Raw genomic sequence first — 20,145 nt, 5'->3', positions numbered from 1 at the left:
TTCAGCACATGGCAGAGTTTTCGCTCCCCAAGAATTCCAAGATCCAGCCGGGCAAGCACTATCCGGCCAAGGATGCGAAGAAGCCGCGTACTTTCCGCATCTATCGCTGGTCGCCGGATGACGGACAGAATCCGCGCATCGATACCTATGAGGTCGACATGGCCTCGTGCGGCCCGATGGTTCTGGACGCGCTGCTGAAGATCAAGAATGAGATCGACCCCACCTTGACCTTGCGTCGTTCCTGCCGCGAGGGCATCTGCGGTTCGTGCGCAATGAACATCGACGGCACCAATACGCTGGCCTGTATCTGCGCGATCGACAGCGTTGCCCAGGGTGACGTGAAGATCTATCCGCTGCCGCATATGCCGGTGGTGAAGGACCTGATCCCGGACCTCACCCACTTCTACGCGCAGTTTGCATCGATCAAGCCATGGATTCGTACCGAAAGCACGGCACCGGACAAGGAGCGCCTGCAGTCACCGGAAGAGCGCAAGAAGCTCGACGGCCTGTACGAATGCATCCTGTGCGCCTGCTGCTCTACCAGCTGCCCAAGCTACTGGTGGAATGGCGACAAGTACCTCGGCCCGGCAATCTTGCTGCAGGCTTACCGCTGGATCGTCGACAGCCGTGACGAAGCTACCGGCGAGCGCCTGGATGATCTCGAAGATCCGTTCAAGCTGTATCGCTGCCACACCATCATGAACTGCACGCGCACCTGCCCGAAGGGACTGAATCCGGCCAAGGCGATTGCCGAGATCAAGAAGCTGATGGTGGAACGTCGCTCGGCATAGGCTCGTTTTTCTGCGAAGGGATGCTCGCCATGTTCAACCTGCTGTCGCTTCCACGTGCGTCATGGAAAGTTCGGCTCGCCTTCTTTTTGTGGTCGGCACTCATCATCAGCTTGATATTCCAGCAATGGGAACATCTTCACGATGATCTGGCGTTGGCGCGTTGGATCGCCTGGTTCATCGTTGTCGGTGGCGTGCTCTACCTGCCCAGCTTGATGATGGTGGTGCTGTTCGGAAGAGTGCCGAAGCTTTATCAGAACCTGTTCAAAGGATTGAGCAGGACGCTGCCGCAGATTCATGCTGATTTCGAGCGTGAACAACAACAGCAGCGCGACCGGTCGCGCGAGCTTTGAACGAGGCACGCCTCAAGCGCCTGCGCTGGCGCACCCGCCGCGGCACGCGTGAGCTGGACGCACTGTTCGGCGGCTGGCTGGATGAGAGCTTTGGCAGCGCCGACGAGGCACAGCAACAGGCTTTCGACGAGCTGCTGGATGAGCAGGACCCGAACCTGTGGGACTGGGTGATGGGCCATGCGCGTCCCCAGCGGGCTGACTGGCAGGCGATCATCGATGACATCCGCGCCCGCCATCGGCTTTGAGTACCGGCCTTCGCGCTGGCTGCGCGGGCTGCCTGTTCTGGTCGTTGCTTTGGCGTTGCTGGCCATCGTGCTGTGCATGATTCCGTGGTGGTCGAAGGCGCTGCTTGCAGTTGCCGTGTTGCTGGCCATGCGGAAGACATTGCGAAGTCTGGCGGCCGTGCCCGTCGCGGCGGCGGGCTGGTCGGACGACCAGTCTTGGACGTTGCGCTTGCACAACCACGAAGATATTCCCGCAACGCTGAGTTCATTTCGAGTACTTGGCAGCTTTGTCCTGCTGCGCCTGCACACCGTGACACACGGCGTGCAGGTGTTGCTGCTCGCGCCGGACAATAGCGATGCGGACATCCGTCGTCGCCTGCGCATGCGGCTCGCCACGATCCAGCTTGGTGAGGCCTTGCCCCGCCTGTGACTGAACGGCAACTTCCATTGCACGGCAGGGTCTGAGCGAATACCTGATAATGGATGACCGGGCGGCCCGCTCGGCGAATCCCCACAAGCGACCCGCCCATGTTTCGACCGCTAGAAATTTTCATCGGCCTGCGCTACACCCGCGCCAAGCGGCGCAACCAGTTCATTTCCTTCATCTCGACCGTATCGATCGTGTGCATCGCGGTCAGCGTGATTGCGTTGATCACCGTGATGTCGGTAATGAATGGCTTCGACTACCAGATGCGCTCGCGCATTCTCGGTGCGATCTCGCACGCCACGGTTTCCGGTTTGGGCGAAAGCGTGCAGGACTGGCCGCGCGCGTTGCAGATCGCCGAGGCGAATCCGCATGTGCTGGGTGCAGCGCCCTACGTTGAAAGTGAAGCGATGCTGTTGGCGCGTCGCTCCAACGGTGCGCTGGTGCGTGGCATCGAGCCGGAACAAGAGGCGAAGGTTGTCGACATCGGCAAGCACATGCTGGAAGGCAAGCTCAGCGAACTGACGCCAGGCAGCTGGAACATCGTGCTGGGCCGCGAATTGGCGATGACGCTTGGCGTGGGCGTTGGTGATCGGGTGACGATGGCGGTCAATCAGTTGCGCGCCACGCCGATGGGTAGCATGCCGCGCATGCGCAGTTTCCACGTGGTGGGTACGTTCGAACTGGGTATGGAGCAGTTCGACTCCGGGCTGGCCCTGGTCAACATGAGTGATGCCGAAAAACTCAGCGATCTCAGTGGTCCGACCGGTATCCGCCTGCGCCTGGACAACTTGTTCAATGCGCGTCCGGTAGCCACCGAACTGGCCAACCAGTTGGGGCAGGTGTATCGCGTACAGACCTGGATGGACACCAACGCGAATTTGTTTGCCGCGCTGTCGATGGAGAAGATGGTGATGTTCATCATCCTCTCGCTGATCATCCTGGTGGCAGTGATCAACCTGATCTCGATGCTGATGATGCTGGTCACCGACAAGCAGGCCGACATTGCGATCCTGCGCACGCTCGGCGCCACTCCGCGCAGCATCATGGGCATGTTCATGGTGCAAGGCGTGCTGGTGGGTTTCGTCGGTATCGGTTTCGGTGTCGGTTTCGGTTCGCTGCTGTCGTGGAAGCTGCCCGGCATCATCAAGTGGATCGAGCACACCTTCCACGTCACCTTTTTGTCGCCGGACGTCTATTACATCAGCGAGGTGCCCAGCCGGCTGGACTGGCATGACGTCGGCTGGACCGCCTTGCTGACGTTTGCGTTCTCGCTGCTGGCCACCCTTTATCCCGCGTGGCGCGCCTCGCGCACGCAGCCAGCGCAGGCGCTGCGCTATGAATAAGAACGTGATGAACAACCCGACCGAAAATGTATTGCGCGCCACTGGCGTGGCCAAGACCTACGCCGAAGGCGGCTTGCGCACCGACGTGCTCAGCGACGTCAGCTTCACCCTGAAGCGCGGCCAGACCATGGCGATTGTCGGCGCTTCCGGCTCCGGCAAAAGCACGCTGCTGCATATCATCGGTGGGCTCGATACGCTCACCGCCGGCGAGGTGGAAGTGGACGGCCGTGTGCTGTCGAAATTGTCCGATGCCGAGCGCGGTCGGGTGCGCAATCGCTCGCTCGGTTTCATCTATCAGTTCCATCACCTGCTGCCAGAATTCACTGCGCTGGAAAACGTGTGCATGCCGCTGTTGATCCGCGGCACCGCGATTGCGCAAGCGGAGCGTGAGGCGACTGCCCTGTTGGAACGAGTGGGGCTGGGTGGTCGCACGCACCATAAGCCGTCCGAGCTTTCTGGTGGCGAACGTCAGCGGTGCGCGGTGGCGCGTGCGCTGGTGACCAAGCCGGCCTGCGTGCTCGGTGACGAGCCTACCGGCAATCTTGACGAGGGCAACGCGGCGCAGGTCTACGCACTGATGCTTGAACTCAATCGCGAGATCGGCACCAGTTTTGTGCTGGTCACCCATGACACACAGCTGGCCGCGAAGATGGATCGAACGCTGGTGTTGCACAACGGCAGGCTGCAGGAAGCACCACGCGGCTGACTCGTCGCACGCCGATGGGTCGCAAGCTCCGGCGCGCGCCTACACACATTTCGTCTTCATCGCTGTCTCCACCGCGCTAGGCTCGGGTTCTTCCAGGGAGGAACGGGGCGCGCGGCATGCGGCGACTGACAGCGATCACCGCGGCGCTGAGCTTGTTGACCGGCGTGCTGCTGGTGCAGGGATTGCCACGATTGCCGCCACCGGTGTGGCTGCTGCTGTTGTTACCCGTGATTGCCTTGCTGGCGTGGCGTTGGCCACGCTGGCGCTGGTTGGCCTGCCTGCTGCTTGGCGTGGCGTGGGCAACGTGGCGTGGTGGTTTGGCGATGGAGGCACGGCTGCCGCGTGCGCTCGAAGGCGTGGACCTGGTCGTGGTGGGCACCATCGCCGATCTGCCGCAGGCCAATACCGATGCCAGCCGGTTCACCTTGCATGTCGAGCAGGCCACGCTTGATGGCACGCCGGTCGCGTTGCATGGCCTGCTTACGGTGTCCTGGTACGACGATGCGCCAGCATTGAAACCGTGTTCGCGCTGGCAGTTGCTGCTGCGGCTGAAGCGGCCGCGTGGCTTGATCGACCCAGGCGCTGCGGATAGCGAACGATCCGCGCTGGAGCGAGGCATCGTCGCTGCCGGCTATGTGCGCGATGACCCGGACAACGCCGAGCTTTCCGGCAAGCGCTGGTGCGTCAACGCGATCCGCGATGCGGTGGCTCGCGGCATTGCCGCACGGGTGAGCGATCATCACGATGCGACCTTGTTGCAGGCATTCACCGTAGGCGATACCCGCGGTTTGCAGCAAGCGGACTGGGCGGTGGCGCGTGCAAACGGCGTGTCACATCTGATCGCGATATCCGGCTTTCATGTGGGCGTGGCGGCGGTATTCGGTGTGTGGCTGGCGTGGCTGCTGCATGCGCTGTGGCCCCCGCTGGGCTTGCGCCTGCCGCGGCCGCAGTCGCAGGCAGCGGCTGCCTTGCTGGTCGCCACGGTCTACAGCGCCTTGGCCGGCTTCGGCCTGCCTACCGTGCGAACCTTGCTGATGATCGCGGTGGTGACCTTGGCGCGTTGCAGTCGACGCGGCAGCAGCGGTGCCCAGTCGTTGTCGCTGGCGATGATCGCGATTCTGCTGGTGGACCCGCTCGCCGTGCTGGCGGCCGGCTTCTGGCTGTCGTTCATTGGCGTGGGTTTCCTGATGTTGTGCCTGCAATCACGCGGGCGCGGCTTGCGTGCGTTCCTGCATGAGCTGACGGCGGGACAGCTGGTGATGACGGTGGCGCTGCTGCCGCTGACGATGTGGTTCTTCGGGCAGGCTTCACTGGTAGGTGCATTGTCCAACCTGATTGCGGTGCCGCTGGTCAGCTTCGTGATCGTGCCGTGCGCGTTGTCCGGCATGCTGATGCTGGGCCTGTGTCCACCACTGGCCGCGCCGGTGCTCTGGCTGGCGGCCCGGTTTGCCCACGCGCAATGGTGGTTGCTGGAACACATGGCCACCTGGCCGGGCGCTCATTGGTATTTGCCCACCGTGCATCCGCTGGCGTTGCTGCTCGCCGTGCTGGGCGCGTTGTGGCTGTTCATGCCGCGTGGTGTGCCGCTGCGCTGGCTGGGTTTGCTGCTGTTCCTGCCGATGTTGCGGCCACCGCTTCCCACGCCGCTCGAAGGGGGCTTCAGGGTCTGGGTGCTCGACGTGGGGCAGGGCTTGTCGGTGCTAGTGCGTACCCAGGATCACGTGCTGGTTTATGACGCCGGCGCGCGTTATCCGTCGGGCTTCGATCTGGGCGAGGCGGCGGTGCTGCCGGCGCTGCATGCGCTGGGCGTGAGTCATCTGGACATGCTGATGATCAGCCATGGCGACAATGATCATGCCGGCGGTGCGCAGGCTGTCGCCGAGGCGTTTCCGCAAGCCGCACGCTATGCCGGCGAGCCGGCACGGATGCGGATACCGATGCAGCCATGCGTTGCCGGTCAAGCGTGGCGTTGGGATGACGTGCGCTTTCGCGTGCTGAACCCGGCGGCGGGTTCGGCCGATCGGGACAACGACAGCTCCTGCGTGTTGCTGGTCGAAGGTCGCTTCGGTCGCATGCTGCTGAGCGGTGACATCAGCTCGGCGGTGGAGCCGTCGGTAGCCGCAGCGTTGGGTGCGGGGCCGCCGACCGTGTTGCTGGTGCCGCATCACGGCAGCAAGACCTCGTCCAGTGCGGCATTCATCGCGGCCGTGCATCCTTCGGTGACCATCGTGTCGGCGGGATGGCGCAATCGCTTTGGTCATCCCAAACCCGACGTGCTGGCACGTTATGCTGCTGCCGGCGTGGCAGTTTTCAACACCGCCGAGCAGGGTGCCGTCGAGCTGGATTTTCCGGCAGATGCCCCGCCACGGCGTGCTCAGGGCTGGCGAATGCAGCGGCCGCGCTATTGGCGCGAATGAGGAATGCCACGCCTGCCGCAGTATGGTTCGGCCAGACTGCTATCATGCGCGCTTCGTGTCAGGTCGCATGTTGGGGTCGAAAAGTGCTGGAAATTTTGATGGCTGGTGGTTGGGCGATGGTGCCCATCCTGATCTGCTCGGCGGTCGCCCTGGCGATTGTGCTGGAACGTTGCTGGACGCTGCGCCGGAAGTCCGTGCTGCCGCCTGGCTTGGGTGACGAGGTACGCGAGTGGGCGCGTACCGGCCAACTTGATCCGCGCCACCTTGAAACCCTCGCCGCCGGTTCGCCGCTGGGCGAGTTGCTGGCCGCTGCGTTGGCGGTTCGCCGGCAGCCGCGCGAGATCATCAAGGAGCGTATTGAAGACACCGGCCGGCACGTGGTCCACCGGATGGAGCGTTTTCTCAATACGCTGGGCACGATCGCCCTGATCGGTCCGTTGCTGGGCTTGTTCGGTACGGTGATCGGCCTGATCCGCATGTTCATGGAAGTCATGGCCGGCGGCATCGGCGACCCGGCGAAGATGGCGGGTGGCATCGGCGAGGCACTGATCTGCACCGCGTCAGGTCTGACCGTGGCAATTCCCGCCTACGTGCTGCATCGTTATTTCCGTTCGCGCGTGGCCGGCTATTGCGTGGACATGGAGAAGCAGGCGACCGCACTGCTGGATGACCTGACCCTGACCTCGGTAGCGGCCACCACGGCGGCGCGTCCGCGTCGTCCGGCCACCCCGGACGCGGGCTGAGCGAGCTGCCATGCGTATCAGCAACGACCGCCGTGGCGATGACTTCGAAATCAACGTGATCCCGTTGATCGACGTATTGTTGACCCTGCTGATGTTCTTCGTGCTGACCAGCACGTTCATCCAGCACTCGCGCCTGCAGGTAACGCTGCCGCAGGCCAGTACGCAGGAGCGTGACCTCAACACCCAGGCACTGACCATCATGATCGACCGTGACGGTCGCTTCTACGTAGGCAGCGACGAGGTGATGGGCGAGGGCATCAATGCCTTGAAGCAGACCATTGCCCGCAACGCTGGCGACAATCGTGATCAGCCGGTGATCATCCGTGCCGATGCGATGACACCGAATCAGAACGTGGTGACCGCGATGGATGCGCTTGGCCAGCTCGGTTTCAGCCGGCTGTCGATCGCCACCACGCCGACCAAGCCCGGTGCTGCGCGGTGAGCGAGCGCAAGGGCGGCGTATGGAATGCCGAGAGTCGGCGTGTCTATTCGCGTCTGCTTGGTTACACCCGGCGCTACTGGGTGGTTGGTTTGCTGGCCATGGTCGGCATGGTTGTCGATGGCGGCGGATTGGCGATGTTCACCAACCTGCTCAGGCCGATGTTCGATGACCTGTTCCTCAAGAAAGACCCCTATCTGATTTTCTGGATGCCGATCTGGATCATCCTGATTTTCGGCATTCGCGGCATCGGCACGTTCGTCAGCACCTATGGCATTTCCTATATTGGTCGCAACATCGTGCAGTCCGTTCAACACGATGTGTTTGCCTCCTATCTGCGGCTGCCTGCGGCGTTTTTCGGCGCCGAGCCTTCAGGCCAGCAGATATCCCGCATCACCTACACCAGCGAGCAAGTGGCATCGGCGTCGACGGATGCGCTGAAAACGGCCGTGACCGAAGGCGTCACCGTCATCGGCATGACCTACGTGATGTTGCACAACAGCGCCTATCTCACGTTGGTCCTGCTGGTCATGATTCCACCGATCGTGGTGATTGCCACCCTGGTCAGCCGGCGTTACCGGCAGATCAGTCGGCGTATCCAGGGCATGATGGGTTCGGTGACCGGCACGGTGGAAGAATCAGTCAACGCGCATCGTGAAGTGCGCATCTATGGCGGTCAGCCTTACGAGGCTGGGCGCTTCGACGAAGTGACCCATCGTGCCCGCCGACTCAACCTGAAGATCGCCGCCACCGCCGCTACCTCGGGCACGGCGATCCAGACGGTGGCCGCGGTGGCATTGGCCGGACTGGTCTACCTGGGCACCCGGCCGGGTGTGATCGACCAGATCACTTCCGGTGTCTTCATCGCCGTGCTCACTGCGATGGGCGCGATGATGCCGTCGTTGAAGCGGCTGACCAATGTGCAGGCGACCATCCAGCGTGGCTTGTCGGCAGCCGAAGACCTGTTCGAAGTCATTGACCTGCCGCCGGAACGCGATCAGGGCACGCGTGAACTGACGCGCACGCGCGGCGACCTGCGTTTCGAGCAGGTACGTTTTGCCTACCCGGGTAGTGACCAGCCAGCCCTGCGCGGCATTGACCTGATCTGCGTACCCGGTTCGGTGACCGCGCTGGTGGGTCGCTCTGGTAGTGGCAAGAGCAGTCTGGTCGGCCTGCTGCCGCGTTTCTATGAGCCGGAGTCGGGGCAGATCGTGCTGGATGGCGAGGACTACCGGTCGTATGCACTGGCGTCGCTGCGCCGGCAGATCGCCTGGGTCGGGCAAAGCGTGGTGTTGTTCGACGACACCGTGGCCAACAATATTGCTTACGGCGAACTGGCCGGTGCCAGCGAAGCCGACATTGTTGCTGCTGCCGAAGCGGCGAATGCGATGGAGTTCATTTCGCGCCTGCCGCAAGGTATCCACACGCCGATAGGGCAGAGCGGCAATACGCTGTCGGGTGGCCAGCGCCAGCGCATCGCAATCGCTCGCGCGATCCTGAAGAACGCTCCGATCCTGGTGCTGGACGAAGCGACCAGTGCGCTCGATACCGAATCCGAACAACTGATCCAGCAAGCGCTGCAACGACTTATGCGTGATCGCACAACGTTGGTGATTGCGCATCGCCTGTCGACCATCGAAGGCGCCGACCAGATCGCCGTCATGGATCATGGCCGGATCATCGAACGCGGCACGCACGCGGAACTGATTGCGCTGAACGGCCAGTACGCGGCGCTGCATCGCATGCAGTTCCACGACCATGCGGCCGATCAGGGCAGCGACTGAAGGGGCGACGATGGCGCTGATCGACACGCTCGAATCAGCCTGGTACGGCCGCGGTCGTGCGCCCTGGTGGGTGCACCCCGTGTCAGCTCTGTACGGCGCAGTCACCGGCTTGCGTGGATGGCTGTTTCGTCGTGGCCTGTTGCGCAGCGTGCGACTGCCGGCACCTGTCGTGGTGATCGGCAATATCAGCGTTGGCGGCACCGGCAAGACCCCGTTGACGATCGCCGTGGTCGAAGCGCTGCGTGAACGTGGCCATCGCCCGGGCGTGGTCAGTCGTGGTCATGGTGGCTCACAGCGCGAACCGATGCTGCTGGACGATACGCCCGATCCGTTGCAAGTAGGTGACGAGCCGTGTCTCATCCACGCCAGCGGCGTGCCGGTGGCGGTGGGGCGGGATCGTCCCGCGGCTGCCCGGTTGCTGCTGGATGCCGGCTGCAATGTGGTGATTGCTGACGATGGCTTGCAGCACTATCGGCTGGCTCGCGACGTGGAAATCTGCGTGATCGATGGCGTGCGTCGGTTCGGCAATGGTCGCTTGTTGCCAGCCGGTCCGCTGCGTGAACCGCTTGCTCGCCTGCAGCGCATTGATCTGCGTGTTTGCAATGGCGGTGCTGTCGAGCCCGGTGAATATGCGATGCAGTTGCAGGGTGGCGAGGCGGTTGCGCTGGCCGACGGACAGCGGCGATCGCTGGCGACATTCCGCGGTCAGCGTGTCCATGCCGTGGCGGCCATCGGCAACCCGCAGCGCTTCTTCGACAGCTTGCGCGAGGCAGGCCTGGACGTAATGGCGCACGCGTTCACCGACCACCACGCCTTCCTGCCCGCCGAGCTGGCTTTTGCCGATGGCTTGCCCGTGCTGATGACCGACAAAGACGCCGTGAAATGCACCAGCTTCGCCCAGCCTGACTGGTTCCGCGTACCGGTACGTGCACAGTTGCCGGTCGCGTTTTTCGACACGCTCACCGCACGCATTGAAGCGTGCTTACGCGGTCACTGATTCGCCGCCGACCCAAACGCCGCGCAGCAGTTGTCCGCCGATCCAGTAGCAAAGTTCTGCCGGCTGCTTCGCGTGCCACGCCACCAGGTCGGCACGTTGCCCGACGGCCAGCGTGCCTCGATCTTCAAGTCCAAGCGCACGCGCCGCGTTCACCGTGATGCCGCGCAAGGCTTCTTCCGGCGTCAACCGGAACAGCGTGCAGGCCATGCTGGCGGCCAGCCGCAGTGACAGCAGGGGCGACGTGCCAGGGTTGCAGTCGGTGGCAATCGCGATCGGTACACGCTGCTCGCGCAGCGCGGCCAGCGGTGGCAGTTTCGTTTCGCGCAAGGCGTAAAATGCGCCGGGTAACAGCACGGCCACCGTGCCCGCTGCGGCCATCGCGCGGATACCACTGTCGCTGAGATGTTCCAGGTGATCGGCGGACAGTCCGCCAAACTCGGCGACCAGCGCCGCGCCATCCTGATCGGACAATTGTTCCGCGTGCAACTTCACCGGCAGGTCGAGTTGCTTCGCCCGCTCAAACACCCGCCGGGTTTCCTCACGACTGAAGCCGATGCCTTCGCAGAATGCATCCACCGCATCGACCAGCCCGTCGGCAGTCAGTGCCGGCAGCATTTCGTCGCCAACCATCGCGACGTATTCGCTGCGTCGCTCGCGGTATTCCGCTGGCACGGCGTGCAAGCCCAGGAAGCTGGTGCGCACCGTGATGCCCAGCTCGCGGCCAAGCCGGCGCGCCACGCGCAGCATGCGGCGTTCGCTGTCGAGCTCAAGCCCGTAGCCGGATTTGATCTCCAGCGTGGTCACGCCGTCGGCCAGCAAGGCCTTGGCCCGCGGCAGTGATTGGGCAAACAACTGTTCCTCACTGGCAGCACGGGTCGCCATGACGCTGGACGCGATGCCGCCGCCGGCGCGGGCGATCTCCTCGTAACTGGCACCATTCAGACGCAGGTCGAATTCGTGGGCGCGATCGCCGCCGAAAACCAGGTGAGTGTGGCAGTCGATCAGGCCGGGGGTGACCAGTGCACCATCAAGCGATTGCACCGTATCGGCCAGCACTGCGGGGTCGCCCGGCAGATCCACCATGCGGTCGAGCCAGCTGATCCGCCCGTGATGCATCGCGATGGCCGCGTGCTCGATCAGTCCGTACGGCATGTCGCCGACGAAAGTGGCGAGCGTTGCATTCAGCAACAGGCGGTCCCAGCGAGCGTTGTTCATCGCGTCATCAATCCGGTGGCGTCTGGGTCGTGGGCCGATCGGCTTCCGCCGCTGACTCGGTAAAGGCGGTGGTACGTCCGGTTATCGGCGGTGTATCGATCTGTTCGTCGAACGGATCTTCGGTCAGTTCGTAGACCACATCCTGGCTTTGACGCTGACTGGCCTGTTGCCGTTCGAAGTCCTGCACCATGCGTTCGGCAAAATCGCGATACACCGGCGTCGGGCAGAACAGCGAGGCGGCGGCGCGGGCGAGCAGGCAGGCGGCCATGATCGGAATCACCATATCCTGGTTGTCGCTCAGCTCCATCGCGATCACGGCCGAGGTCAGTGGCGCACCGGTGACACCCGCGAGGTAGGCGCTCATGCCCAGCAGCACCACCGCAGCCGCCGGCGTATCGGGCAGGAAGTGGGCGATGTTCTGACCCAGACCGGCGCCGACTGCCAGTGCCGGTGAGAAGATGCCGCCGGGAATGCCGGCCCAGTAGGACACCACGTTGGCCAGCAACTTGGCGATGCCGAAGCTCTGCTCGGGCATGGTTGCCGCGCCCTGCACAATCGCCCTGGCCTGGTCGTAACCGGTGCCGTAGACGCTGTTGTGTGTGCACACGCCGATCACCGCGAGCGCCAGGCCGCAACCGACGGCGAAGAACACCGGCCAGCGCGCGCGCAGGCGTCCGATCTGGGCCAGCGCACCATGCTGACTCAGCAGGATCAGTCGTGCGAACAGTCCGCCGAGCAGCCCGCCGATCACGCCTGTCAGCAACACCGCCAGCCACGCGCGGCCGAACGGAAGGCTGGCGTTGACTTCGCCGAAATACGAATAGTTACCCATGATGCCGAGCGAGACCACGCCGCCGATGATGACGGCGGTGAGCAGCAAGCCGCTGAAGCGATGCTCGAAGGTGCCGGCAAGTTCCTCGATCGCGAACACCACACCGGCCAGCGGTGTGTTGAACGCTGCTGCAATACCGGCGGCACCGCCGGCCAGGATGAAGCGCGATGCGGCCTTGGGATCGGTGAATCCGAAGCGACGACCCAACCAGTGAAACAGGCCGGCACTGACATGCACGGTTGGTCCCTCACGACCGATGGACGCACCCACGGCCAGCGCGATCAGGGTCAGCAGCATCTTCCCGGCAGCGATCGGCAGCGACAGCATGCGTGCGCGGAAGCTCTCGTCTTCGATATGCAGCGTCCCGATGACTTGCGGGATGCCGCTGCCACGCGTGGCGCGCAGCTTGCCCTCGGTGGCCCAGGCGAGCAGGCCGAAGACGATGGGGGTAAGAATCAGCGGTATCCAGAAACCATGGCTGAGAATTTTCAGGAACAGCTGGTAAGACCACACGCTGGCCTTGGCAAACAGAATCGCCGCCAGCGCCACCAGCACCGCGCCGCACCACAACACCAGTCGGCGTTTCCAGTGGTGTGGCGCGAAGAACTCATGACCGAGCAGCGCCTGCAGGCGCGGGTTCGATGACTTGGACGAGGGCTTCGGCGAATCGGACATGTCGGCCATTATCGCAGACCCCACGGGCTGACGACGCTTTTAGCGTGGCCGCCAGCGAGTCTCGTAGAGATCGAAGCGGCGATCCTTCAAGTTGGTTACCGCGCCGGCGTTGCGCGCACGAGCGATGCTTTCCAGACGCAGATCGGCAAACAGCACGGTCTCGATGTTCGGCGTGGAGTCGGCAGCAATGCCGTCGCGGGCAAACGGAAAATCACTGGGCGTGAGAATGCAGCTTTGTCCGTACTGGATATCGAAATTATTTACGCCCGGCAGATTGCCCACATTGCCGGACAAAACCACGTAGCACTGATTTTCGATCGCCCGCGCCTGCGAGCAATAGCGCACGCGCAAATAGCCCTCGCGCACGTCGGTGCAGAACGGTACGAACAGGATCAACGCGCCTTGATCAGTCAGATGGCGAGCCACTTCGGGGAACTCCGAGTCGTAGCAGATCATCACGCCGATCGGGCCGCAGTCAGTCAGGATGGTGGCCGCGCTGTCGCCGCCGGTGATGTTCCACACATTGCGTTCGCTCGGCGTGGGATGCAGCTTCTCGCGTTCGTGCAGCGAGCCGTCGCGCAGGCAGACGTAGCAGACATTGTGGATGTCGCCATTGGCCTGTTCGGTCGGATGGGTGCCGGCGATGATGTTGATGTTGTAATGGACGGCCAATCGGCTGAACAGCTCTTTCACCTGTGGCGTGTACTGACTCAGCTTGCGGATCGATTCCACCGGCGACAGCTCGGTGTTCTCGATTGACAGCAATTGCAGCGTGATCAACTCGGGGAAGGTGACGAAGTCGGCGCTGTAGTCGGCGGCGATGTCGGTGAAGTATTCCACTTGCGTGGCGAATTCCTCGAACGACTTGATCTTGCGCTGCTGGTATTGCACCGAGGCCACGCGCACCGAGTCCGGCAGATTCCGTTGCGAGGAAATGGGCGGCATGTCCGGCTGGTCGAGCAGGCGCGGATTACGCCACGCAAGGTGCACCGCGTACCCCAGCGATTCGTGATCCGAGGGTACGTAGGCTCGCAGCAGGCCGAGCACTTCAAAATCATTGTGCAGCTGAAAACTCAAGGTCAGGTCGCGCCGCTTGCCGTCCACCACCGCCTGCACATAGTTCTCGGCGCTGCCATAGCGCTGCAGGTTTTTCGCCAGCCCGGGAATGCGTCCGCCGAACACGATGCCGCGCAGTTTCAGGTCCGTGCACAGACGCTTGCGTGCGTGGTACAGCCGCTGTCCGATGCGCATGCCGCGGTAGTCCGGGTGAACCACCACTTCCATCCCGTAAAGCCAGTTGCCGTCGGGCTTGTGGCGTGAACCCATGCCGCCGCCGGTGATCTGCGACCAGGTGTGCGGCGCCAGCGCGGTTTCCTCGTCGATACGGAAGGTGGCGCAATAGCCAACGATCCGGCCCTCGTATTCGACCACGAACTGGCCTTCGGGAAAGTGCGTCTGCTGGGAGCGCAGCATTTCCTGTGAGTGGCCCCATTCGGCCGTGTAGATGCGCGCAGTCAGCTCTGCCAGTTGCGGCACGTCGCTCAGTTGCGCCTGGCGCAGCAGCAGCTTCGGGGTGTTTTCGCTGGTTTTCTTGGTCATCCCCATATTATGCACAGTCGACTTTGTGACGAGGTGAAGAAGAGCGATGCAGGTGACGGTTACACTGCGTCATTCGTTAGCGGAGCAAGCTTTATGAGCGAGTCGACCAGTCCATCCGGGTTCAAGGCCAGTCAACTATGGCGTGACAATGGCTGGCAGATCGATGGCGGTTTCGGGCTGTCGCCAGCCGGTGTGCTGTTCGACAACCCGACCGGGCCGACCGAACAGATCGGCCGCTGGGTATTGCCCGGCATGCCGAATCTGCACTCGCACGCGTTCCAGCGCGCCATGGCCGGTCTGGCCGAGCGCCGCAGCAAGGCCGACGACAGTTTCTGGAGCTGGCGCGAGACGATGTATGCGTTCGCGGCAGCGATCAATCCGGACCAGCTCAAGGCGATTGCCGCCCAGCTCTACGTGGAGATGCTCAAGGCCGGCTATACCCACGTCTGCGAATTCCACTACCTGCACCACCAGCCCGATGGCACGGCTTACGCGCAGCCGGAAGAGATGTCGCTGGCCTTGATCGAGGCGGCACGGGAAGCGGGCATCGGTCTCACCTTGCTGCCGGTGCTTTACATGAGCGGCGGTTTCGACGGGCGTGCGCTCAGCGCGCGGCAGCGTCGCTTTGGTCATTCGGTGGACAGCTATTTGCGTTTGCTGGAGACGCTGCGTGCGCACGAAAGCGACGACGTTCGCGTGGGTATCGCGCTGCATTCGCTGCGAGCGGTACCCGAGCTGGCCTTGCGCGACGTGCTGGCCAGCGAGCTGGCGCAGACCGGCCCGATCCACATTCACATCGCGGAGCAGATCGGCGAAGTACAGGACTGCCTGGCTACGCGTGGCGCACGACCGGTCGAATGGCTGTTCGATCATGCCGCGGTCGATGCCCGCTGGTGTCTCGTGCATGCAACGCATCTGACGGAAGCGGAGACCTTGCAACTGGCTCGCAGCGGCGCCGTCGCCGGGCTGTGTCCCACGACCGAGGCAAACCTTGGTGATGGCCTGTTTCCGCTCGCCGACTTTCTTGACGCCGGCGGCAAGCTGGGCATTGGTTCGGATTCGCACATCTCGATCTCGCCAGTGGAGGAACTGCGCTGGCTGGAATACGGCCAGCGCCTGCTCAGTCGCCACCGCAACATCGCGGCGCGGCGGCAGGGTGACAGCGTCGGCGAAACCCTGTGGCGCGCGGCATTGAACGGCGGCGCACAAGCCAGTGGTGCGCCGATTGGCGCACTGCGTGCGGGCGTGCGCGCCGACCTGATCGTGCTCGATGACTCTTCGCCCTTGCTGGCCGCCCGTGATGCACGCTCGCTGATCGACAGCTTCCTGTTCGCGGGCAATACCCCGTTGGTGCGCGACGTGATGGTGGGTGGCCGCTGGCAGGTACGCAATTTCAGGCATCGTGATGAGGAACGCATTGCGGCTCGTTATCGCGCTGCCGTGGACACGATCGGCACGCACTGAGGCGCAACATGAACGCTCGCCATCGGAGCGCGGTGTAGCTGTCATCGCAGCGGGTGGCAACGACGTTTTTCTCGACACTTGCCACGAACGGAGTGTCCCATGCGTCGAATTCCCGCTTGTCTTGCCCTTGGCGTGCTACTCGCCGGTGGCGCCTCGCTCAGCGGTTGCATCGTGGCCGCCCCGCGCCACGTCGCCCGTGTCAGCGTGGTGGAGCCTGTCCATGCACGGATCTGGGTTCCGGGTTATTGGGGCCCCAGCCGCATCTGGGTCGGCGGTTACTGGCGCTATCGGTAAGCTCGAACACGACGGCGCACGCCTCTACGCAAGCGCGCTTTGATTTGCCACACTGCCATTCTTTCGCCGACTCACGCAGCATGCGTTCGAATGCCCTGTTCGCGGTAGGATTGGCGCTGATCTCGGCGCTGTTCTTCACGTTTACCTACGTGCTCAACCGCAGTCTCGTCGCTGGTGGTGGCCACTGGGCGTGGGCGGTGATCCTGCGCTATCTGCTGACCTTGCCAATGCTGGCGGTGGTGCTGCCGTTTCAGGGCGGCCTGGGCGAGTTGCCGGGTGAGCTGCGCCGGCATGCGCGGCCGTGGTTGCTGTGGAGCGGCGTTGGTTTTGTACTGTTTGGCATTCCGCTTACCTGGGCGGCAAACAGCGGGCCGTCGTGGTTGATTGCCGGCAGCTTCCAGACCACCGTGCTGGCGGGGCCGTTGCTGGCGCCGTTGATTTATCGCGACGACCGCCGCCAGCTGGCCTGGCGCACCTTGGCAATCGGCGCGTTGATCGTCGGCGGTGTGTTTGCGTTGCAATGGGGCCACGCGCATGGCCACTTGAGTCCGAACGACTGGTTGGCGATTGGCGCCGTGGTGCTTTCCGCGTTCGCCTATCCGTTGGGCAACCGCAAGTTGCTGTTGCATCTGGAACAGGGCAGTACGCGTATCAATGCGGTGCAACGGGTATTCGGCATGACGCTGTGCAGCTGGCCGTTGTGGCTGGTGTTCGCGCTGATTGCCTGGTTGACGATTGGACCACCGACGCTGCGCGAAGGCTTGCTGGCCGGTGGCGTGGCGCTGTCATCCGGCACCATCGCCACGATCCTGTTCTTCCGTGCCACCGACATGGTGCGCAGCGAGCCCACCGCGTTGGCGGCGGTGGAAGCCATGCAGGCGGCGGAATTGTTGTTCGCCACCGTGCTTGGCGTGTTGTTCCTTGGTGAATCTTGGCCGCGTGGTTACGCTGCGTTCGGCGCGCTGGCAATCATCGTCGGCATCGCGCTGTTCGGCTGGGTCAGTGGCCGCGGTGCAGCGGGTGATGACGAGGCGGTGCGGGCGTTGCGTACCGATCGCAGTGCCTGAGGCGGTACGTGTTTTGGTGGCGTTGATTCGCTGCTGCGGGCGATCGGCCTATGCTTGACGAGCATCGCGTTGCGACGTTGCGACTACAGGATGAAAACCATGCGGCAAACCGTTGTGCCGGCGAGTACTGACATGGACGCCGTGCCGTATATCCACCACGGCACGCCTGCGTTCCGGCAGACCAATCTTGCGCTGTTCGCGGCTGGCTTCGCCACGTTCGGCCTGCTGTATTGCGTGCAGCCGCTGATGCCCGAGTTCAGTCAGCACTATGGGGTCAGTGAGGCGGGCGCGGCGATGTCGTTGTCGCTGACCACCGGCGTGCTGGCGGTGGCTATGTTGTTTGCCGGCGGCCTGTCCGATGCGTGGGGGCGCAAGTCGATCATGGTCGCCTCGCTGCTGGCTTCCGCATTGCTGGTGCTGGTGACGGCGGTGATGCCGAATTGGACCGCGTTGCTGGTCGTGCGCAGTCTGCTCGGCCTCACCCTGAGCGGACTGCCGGCGGTGGCGATGACGTATGTCAGCGAGGAGATGCACCCCGATTCGGTCGGCCTCGGCATGGGTTTGTACATCAGTGGCAGCGCGGTGGGCGGCATGGGCGGGCGGCTGATTTCCGGTGTGATCGCCGACTACTTTGGCTGGCACGTGGGCGTGGCGACGGTCGGCGTGATCGGCGTGCTGGCTGCGTTGATCTTCTGGCGTGCGTTGCCGCCGTCGCGGCATTTCGTGCAGCAGCCCTTGCACTGGCGTACCTTCCTGGGGCGCTTCAGCGGTATCTTCCATGATCGTGGATTGCCGTGGCTGTTCGCCGAGGGCTTCCTGCTGCTGGGTGCGTTTGTCACGGTCTACAACTATCTCGGTTATCGCCTGCTGGCGCCGCCGTACAACCTCAGCCAAACCGTGGTTGGGTTGATCTTTGGCATCTACCTGATCGGTACCTTCAGTTCGGCATGGATGGGCCACCTGGCCGGCAAGCTGGGCCGGCGCAAAGTGTTGTGGACCACGTTTGCGCTGATGCTCGGCGGCACCGCCTTGACCATGACCGAGCCACTGCTGCTGGTGATGCTCGGCATCGTGGCGATCACCTTCGGTTTTTTTGGTGGCCACTCCATTGTCAGTAGCTGGGTCGGCCGTCGCGCGGGTGCGGCAAAGGCGCAGGCGGCGTCGGTCTACCTGTTCTGCTACTACATGGGCTCCAGCATCGCCGGTGCCAGTGGTGGCTTGTTCTATGCGTCACATGGCTGGAACGGCGTGGCGCTGTTTGTCGGCGTGCTGGTGCTTGCCGGTCTGCTGATCTCGCTATGGCTTTTCCGCCTGCCGCCACTGGTCAACGTGGCGACATTACCCACGCCGATGAGCCGGGGCGCGATGCCGTAGGCGGGCACCGCCCACCGGCTTTTCGAAACAGCCACGCAAGCTGAGGAGCGGCGGGCCACGCCCGCCCTGCAAATGATTCTTCAGCGTGCGTCAGGTTTCAGCATGTCCTTCACCGCGTCGTAGTTGCCGTCATTCGCTGCGGGCGGCAGGTCGAGCAGGTGGGTCATCAGCGGATAGACGTCCACATTCGGGAACGCCGCTACCTGCACGCCGGTGCGGAAGCTTGGCCCGTGCGCCACGAAAATGGCCTGCATCGTCGGCTCGACATTGTCGAAGCCGTGTTCGCCGATGCTGACCCGGCCCTTGCGCTTGGCCGCGTAGTCGCTGGTGGTGATGCGCCAGTGCACATTCGCCAGACACAACAACTGCGGCACGCGTGCGTTGTGTCCATAGGCCAGTCGCGCCGGCACGCGGGTCTTGTCCCAGCACTGCATGTGGTCTTGCGGTTGTACAAGGGTGTTCTCGATCTTGTCGAAATTCGCGCGATCCTCGCTGCTGTCGGATTTCGGGTTGAAGCCAGCCAGGATGCCCATGCTCACGGTCTGCACCTGATCCAGCGGAATCAGCTGATCCATCATCACGCTGTTTACTTCAGGCACGGAAGCCATGCCGTGATCGGAAACCACGATCAGGTTGATCCGGTTGAACAAACTGCGCTGCTTCAGCCCCTGCACCAGATGCGCCATCGCCGCATCCGTTTCACGCAGCGCATCGTTCACCTGCGGCGTATCCGGCCCGAATTTATGGCCGGCGTGGTCGACCGCGTCGAAATACAGGGTGAGGAAGCTGGGTCGTTCCGCCGCAGGTAGATCCAGCCACGCCAAGACCTGATCGACACGCTGGATCGAGCTGACGTTGTCGTCGAACGGCTTCCAGTAATCCGGCTGGTGACCGTGGATATTCGCCTCGGAGCCAGGCCAGAACATCGTGGCCGTACGCAGGCCATGCTGATCGGCGGTCTCCCAGATTGGCGTGCCTTCCGCCCACCAGCGACCGTCGCTGACCGCCTTGCGGCTGCTCAGCGAAAACTTGCCCAGTTGCGGGTCGAACATGGTGTTGTTGACCACGCCATGGTGGTCGGGGGTGAGCCCGGTGACCAGCGTGTAGTGGTTCGGAAACGTCAGCGACGGAAACGAAGGTTGCATCGACGCGGCGCGCACACCGCCCTCGGCTAGCGCTGCCAGCGTCGGGCTGAAGCCGCGTTGCAGGTAGTCGTGACGGTACGCGTCGATCGAGATCAGCAGCAGCGGCGTGGGCTTGTGGATTGCGGTGGTACTGGTGCGGGGTTGTTCGGTGGCACAACCGCAGATGAATGCTGCCGTAGCACACCACAGCAGGCGAAACACTATTTTCATGAGCACAGCCTTACGATTCGTTGAAATCCTCCCCACATGATCGCGCACC

19 protein-coding genes are annotated in these 20,145 nt (G+C 63.3%); 15 read left to right on the top strand and 4 right to left on the bottom strand.

Annotation, left to right across the window (positions count from 1 at the left end):
* Positions 1 to 8 precede the first annotated feature (8 nt).
* The 11 genes from PY254_RS12565 (at position 9) to lpxK (ending at position 10,221) form a co-directional block, all read left to right on the top strand.
* On the top strand, positions 9 to 791 hold the full coding sequence (locus PY254_RS12565) for a succinate dehydrogenase iron-sulfur subunit (RefSeq protein WP_281012384.1): 783 nt from the start codon (positions 9 to 11) through the stop codon (positions 789 to 791).
* A gap of 29 nt (positions 792 to 820) precedes the next feature.
* A complete protein-coding gene (locus tag PY254_RS12560; RefSeq protein WP_281012383.1) occupies positions 821 to 1,141 on the top strand; it encodes a hypothetical protein in 321 nt (106 codons plus the stop codon).
* The gene (locus tag PY254_RS12555) at positions 1,138 to 1,386 is read left to right on the top strand and encodes an FAD assembly factor SdhE (protein ID WP_281012382.1); all 249 of its coding nucleotides are present in this window, start codon (positions 1,138 to 1,140) and stop codon (positions 1,384 to 1,386) included. Before PY254_RS12560 ends, PY254_RS12555 begins: the two co-directional genes overlap by 4 nt.
* Complete coding sequence (locus PY254_RS12550; RefSeq protein ID WP_281012381.1) at positions 1,358 to 1,795, top strand: protein YgfX; 438 nt, start codon at positions 1,358 to 1,360, stop codon at positions 1,793 to 1,795. Before PY254_RS12555 ends, PY254_RS12550 begins: the two co-directional genes overlap by 29 nt.
* 98 nt (positions 1,796 to 1,893) lie before the next feature.
* Complete coding sequence (locus PY254_RS12545; RefSeq protein WP_281012380.1) at positions 1,894 to 3,135, top strand: lipoprotein-releasing ABC transporter permease subunit; 1,242 nt, start codon at positions 1,894 to 1,896, stop codon at positions 3,133 to 3,135.
* Positions 3,128 to 3,841: a lipoprotein-releasing ABC transporter ATP-binding protein LolD gene (gene lolD / locus PY254_RS12540; RefSeq protein WP_281012379.1), complete on the top strand. Its 714-nt coding sequence runs from the start codon at positions 3,128 to 3,130 to the stop codon at positions 3,839 to 3,841. Before PY254_RS12545 ends, lolD begins: the two co-directional genes overlap by 8 nt.
* A 116-nt stretch (positions 3,842 to 3,957) precedes the next feature.
* Positions 3,958 to 6,258, top strand: coding sequence for a DNA internalization-related competence protein ComEC/Rec2 (locus PY254_RS12535; RefSeq protein ID WP_281012378.1), 2,301 nt, complete (start codon positions 3,958 to 3,960; stop codon positions 6,256 to 6,258).
* Positions 6,259 to 6,356: 98 nt separating this feature from the next.
* Entirely contained in the window at positions 6,357 to 7,001 is a 645-nt protein-coding gene (locus PY254_RS12530; protein WP_281012377.1) for a MotA/TolQ/ExbB proton channel family protein, read from the top strand.
* A 10-nt stretch (positions 7,002 to 7,011) separates the two neighbouring features.
* Positions 7,012 to 7,443 (top strand): ExbD/TolR family protein, encoded by a 432-nt coding sequence (locus tag PY254_RS12525; protein WP_281012376.1) that lies wholly within the window; start codon positions 7,012 to 7,014, stop codon positions 7,441 to 7,443.
* Positions 7,440 to 9,224: a lipid A export permease/ATP-binding protein MsbA gene (gene msbA, locus PY254_RS12520; protein ID WP_281012375.1), complete on the top strand. Its 1,785-nt coding sequence runs from the start codon at positions 7,440 to 7,442 to the stop codon at positions 9,222 to 9,224. Before PY254_RS12525 ends, msbA begins: the two co-directional genes overlap by 4 nt.
* A gap of 10 nt (positions 9,225 to 9,234) precedes the next feature.
* Positions 9,235 to 10,221, top strand: a complete 987-nt coding sequence (gene lpxK, locus PY254_RS12515; protein ID WP_281012374.1) for a tetraacyldisaccharide 4'-kinase — start codon at positions 9,235 to 9,237, stop codon at positions 10,219 to 10,221.
* Here the strand turns inward: lpxK and hutI are convergent.
* Genes hutI through PY254_RS12500 form a run of 3 tightly spaced genes read right to left on the bottom strand, consistent with a single transcriptional unit; the run spans position 10,207 to position 14,542 of the window.
* Positions 10,207 to 11,436: an imidazolonepropionase gene (gene hutI, locus PY254_RS12510; RefSeq protein WP_281012373.1), complete on the bottom strand. Its 1,230-nt coding sequence runs from the start codon at positions 11,434 to 11,436 to the stop codon at positions 10,207 to 10,209. The genes lpxK and hutI overlap by 15 nt on opposite strands.
* A gap of 7 nt (positions 11,437 to 11,443) precedes the next feature.
* Positions 11,444 to 12,943, bottom strand: coding sequence for a chloride channel protein (locus tag PY254_RS12505; RefSeq protein ID WP_281012372.1), 1,500 nt, complete (start codon positions 12,941 to 12,943; stop codon positions 11,444 to 11,446).
* Positions 12,944 to 12,982: 39 nt separating this feature from the next.
* Positions 12,983 to 14,542 carry a bifunctional GNAT family N-acetyltransferase/carbon-nitrogen hydrolase family protein gene (locus PY254_RS12500; RefSeq protein ID WP_281012371.1) on the bottom strand — a complete coding sequence of 520 codons (1,560 nt, stop codon included), beginning with the start codon at positions 14,540 to 14,542 and terminating at the stop codon, positions 12,983 to 12,985.
* Positions 14,543 to 14,635: 93 nt separating this feature from the next.
* Between PY254_RS12500 and PY254_RS12495 the strand changes: the two genes are divergently transcribed.
* The 4 genes from PY254_RS12495 (at position 14,636) to PY254_RS12480 (ending at position 18,741) form a co-directional block, all read left to right on the top strand.
* Positions 14,636 to 16,006 carry a formimidoylglutamate deiminase gene (locus PY254_RS12495; RefSeq protein ID WP_281012370.1) on the top strand — a complete coding sequence of 457 codons (1,371 nt, stop codon included), beginning with the start codon at positions 14,636 to 14,638 and terminating at the stop codon, positions 16,004 to 16,006.
* Between the two features lie 99 nt (positions 16,007 to 16,105).
* A complete protein-coding gene (locus PY254_RS12490) occupies positions 16,106 to 16,300 on the top strand; it encodes a hypothetical protein (RefSeq protein WP_281012369.1) in 195 nt (64 codons plus the stop codon).
* Between the two features lie 80 nt (positions 16,301 to 16,380).
* A complete protein-coding gene (locus tag PY254_RS12485; protein WP_281012368.1) occupies positions 16,381 to 17,367 on the top strand; it encodes a multidrug resistance efflux transporter family protein in 987 nt (328 codons plus the stop codon).
* A 99-nt stretch (positions 17,368 to 17,466) separates the two neighbouring features.
* Positions 17,467 to 18,741, top strand: coding sequence for an MFS transporter (locus PY254_RS12480; RefSeq protein WP_281012367.1), 1,275 nt, complete (start codon positions 17,467 to 17,469; stop codon positions 18,739 to 18,741).
* 80 nt (positions 18,742 to 18,821) lie between these two features.
* Here the strand turns inward: PY254_RS12480 and PY254_RS12475 are convergent, their stop codons facing one another.
* On the bottom strand, positions 18,822 to 20,096 hold the full coding sequence (locus PY254_RS12475; RefSeq protein ID WP_281012366.1) for an alkaline phosphatase family protein: 1,275 nt from the start codon (positions 20,094 to 20,096) through the stop codon (positions 18,822 to 18,824).
* Positions 20,097 to 20,145: the final 49 nt, after the last annotated feature.

The organism is Rhodanobacter sp. AS-Z3 (assembly GCF_029224025.1).
Classification (GTDB): domain Bacteria; phylum Pseudomonadota; class Gammaproteobacteria; order Xanthomonadales; family Rhodanobacteraceae; genus Rhodanobacter.
This window is presented reverse-complemented; position numbering and strand designations above follow the sequence as displayed.

Coding starts and splice junctions, on each gene's coding strand:
- PY254_RS12565 (WP_281012384.1), top strand. CDS start 9: ATGGCAGAGTTTTCGCTCCCCAAGAATTCCAAGATCCAGCCGGGCAAG.
- PY254_RS12560 (WP_281012383.1), top strand. CDS start 821: ATGTTCAACCTGCTGTCGCTTCCACGTGCGTCATGGAAAGTTCGGCTC.
- PY254_RS12550 (WP_281012381.1), top strand. CDS start 1,358: ATGACATCCGCGCCCGCCATCGGCTTTGAGTACCGGCCTTCGCGCTGG.
- PY254_RS12545 (WP_281012380.1), top strand. CDS start 1,894: ATGTTTCGACCGCTAGAAATTTTCATCGGCCTGCGCTACACCCGCGCC.
- lolD (WP_281012379.1), top strand. CDS start 3,128: ATGAATAAGAACGTGATGAACAACCCGACCGAAAATGTATTGCGCGCC.
- PY254_RS12535 (WP_281012378.1), top strand. CDS start 3,958: ATGCGGCGACTGACAGCGATCACCGCGGCGCTGAGCTTGTTGACCGGC.
- PY254_RS12530 (WP_281012377.1), top strand. CDS start 6,357: ATGGCTGGTGGTTGGGCGATGGTGCCCATCCTGATCTGCTCGGCGGTC.
- PY254_RS12525 (WP_281012376.1), top strand. CDS start 7,012: ATGCGTATCAGCAACGACCGCCGTGGCGATGACTTCGAAATCAACGTG.
- lpxK (WP_281012374.1), top strand. CDS start 9,235: ATGGCGCTGATCGACACGCTCGAATCAGCCTGGTACGGCCGCGGTCGT.
- hutI (WP_281012373.1), bottom strand. CDS start 11,436: ATGAACAACGCTCGCTGGGACCGCCTGTTGCTGAATGCAACGCTCGCC.
- PY254_RS12505 (WP_281012372.1), bottom strand. CDS start 12,943: ATGTCCGATTCGCCGAAGCCCTCGTCCAAGTCATCGAACCCGCGCCTG.
- PY254_RS12500 (WP_281012371.1), bottom strand. CDS start 14,542: ATGACCAAGAAAACCAGCGAAAACACCCCGAAGCTGCTGCTGCGCCAG.
- PY254_RS12495 (WP_281012370.1), top strand. CDS start 14,636: ATGAGCGAGTCGACCAGTCCATCCGGGTTCAAGGCCAGTCAACTATGG.
- PY254_RS12490 (WP_281012369.1), top strand. CDS start 16,106: ATGCGTCGAATTCCCGCTTGTCTTGCCCTTGGCGTGCTACTCGCCGGT.
- PY254_RS12485 (WP_281012368.1), top strand. CDS start 16,381: ATGCGTTCGAATGCCCTGTTCGCGGTAGGATTGGCGCTGATCTCGGCG.
- PY254_RS12480 (WP_281012367.1), top strand. CDS start 17,467: ATGCGGCAAACCGTTGTGCCGGCGAGTACTGACATGGACGCCGTGCCG.
- PY254_RS12475 (WP_281012366.1), bottom strand. CDS start 20,096: ATGAAAATAGTGTTTCGCCTGCTGTGGTGTGCTACGGCAGCATTCATC.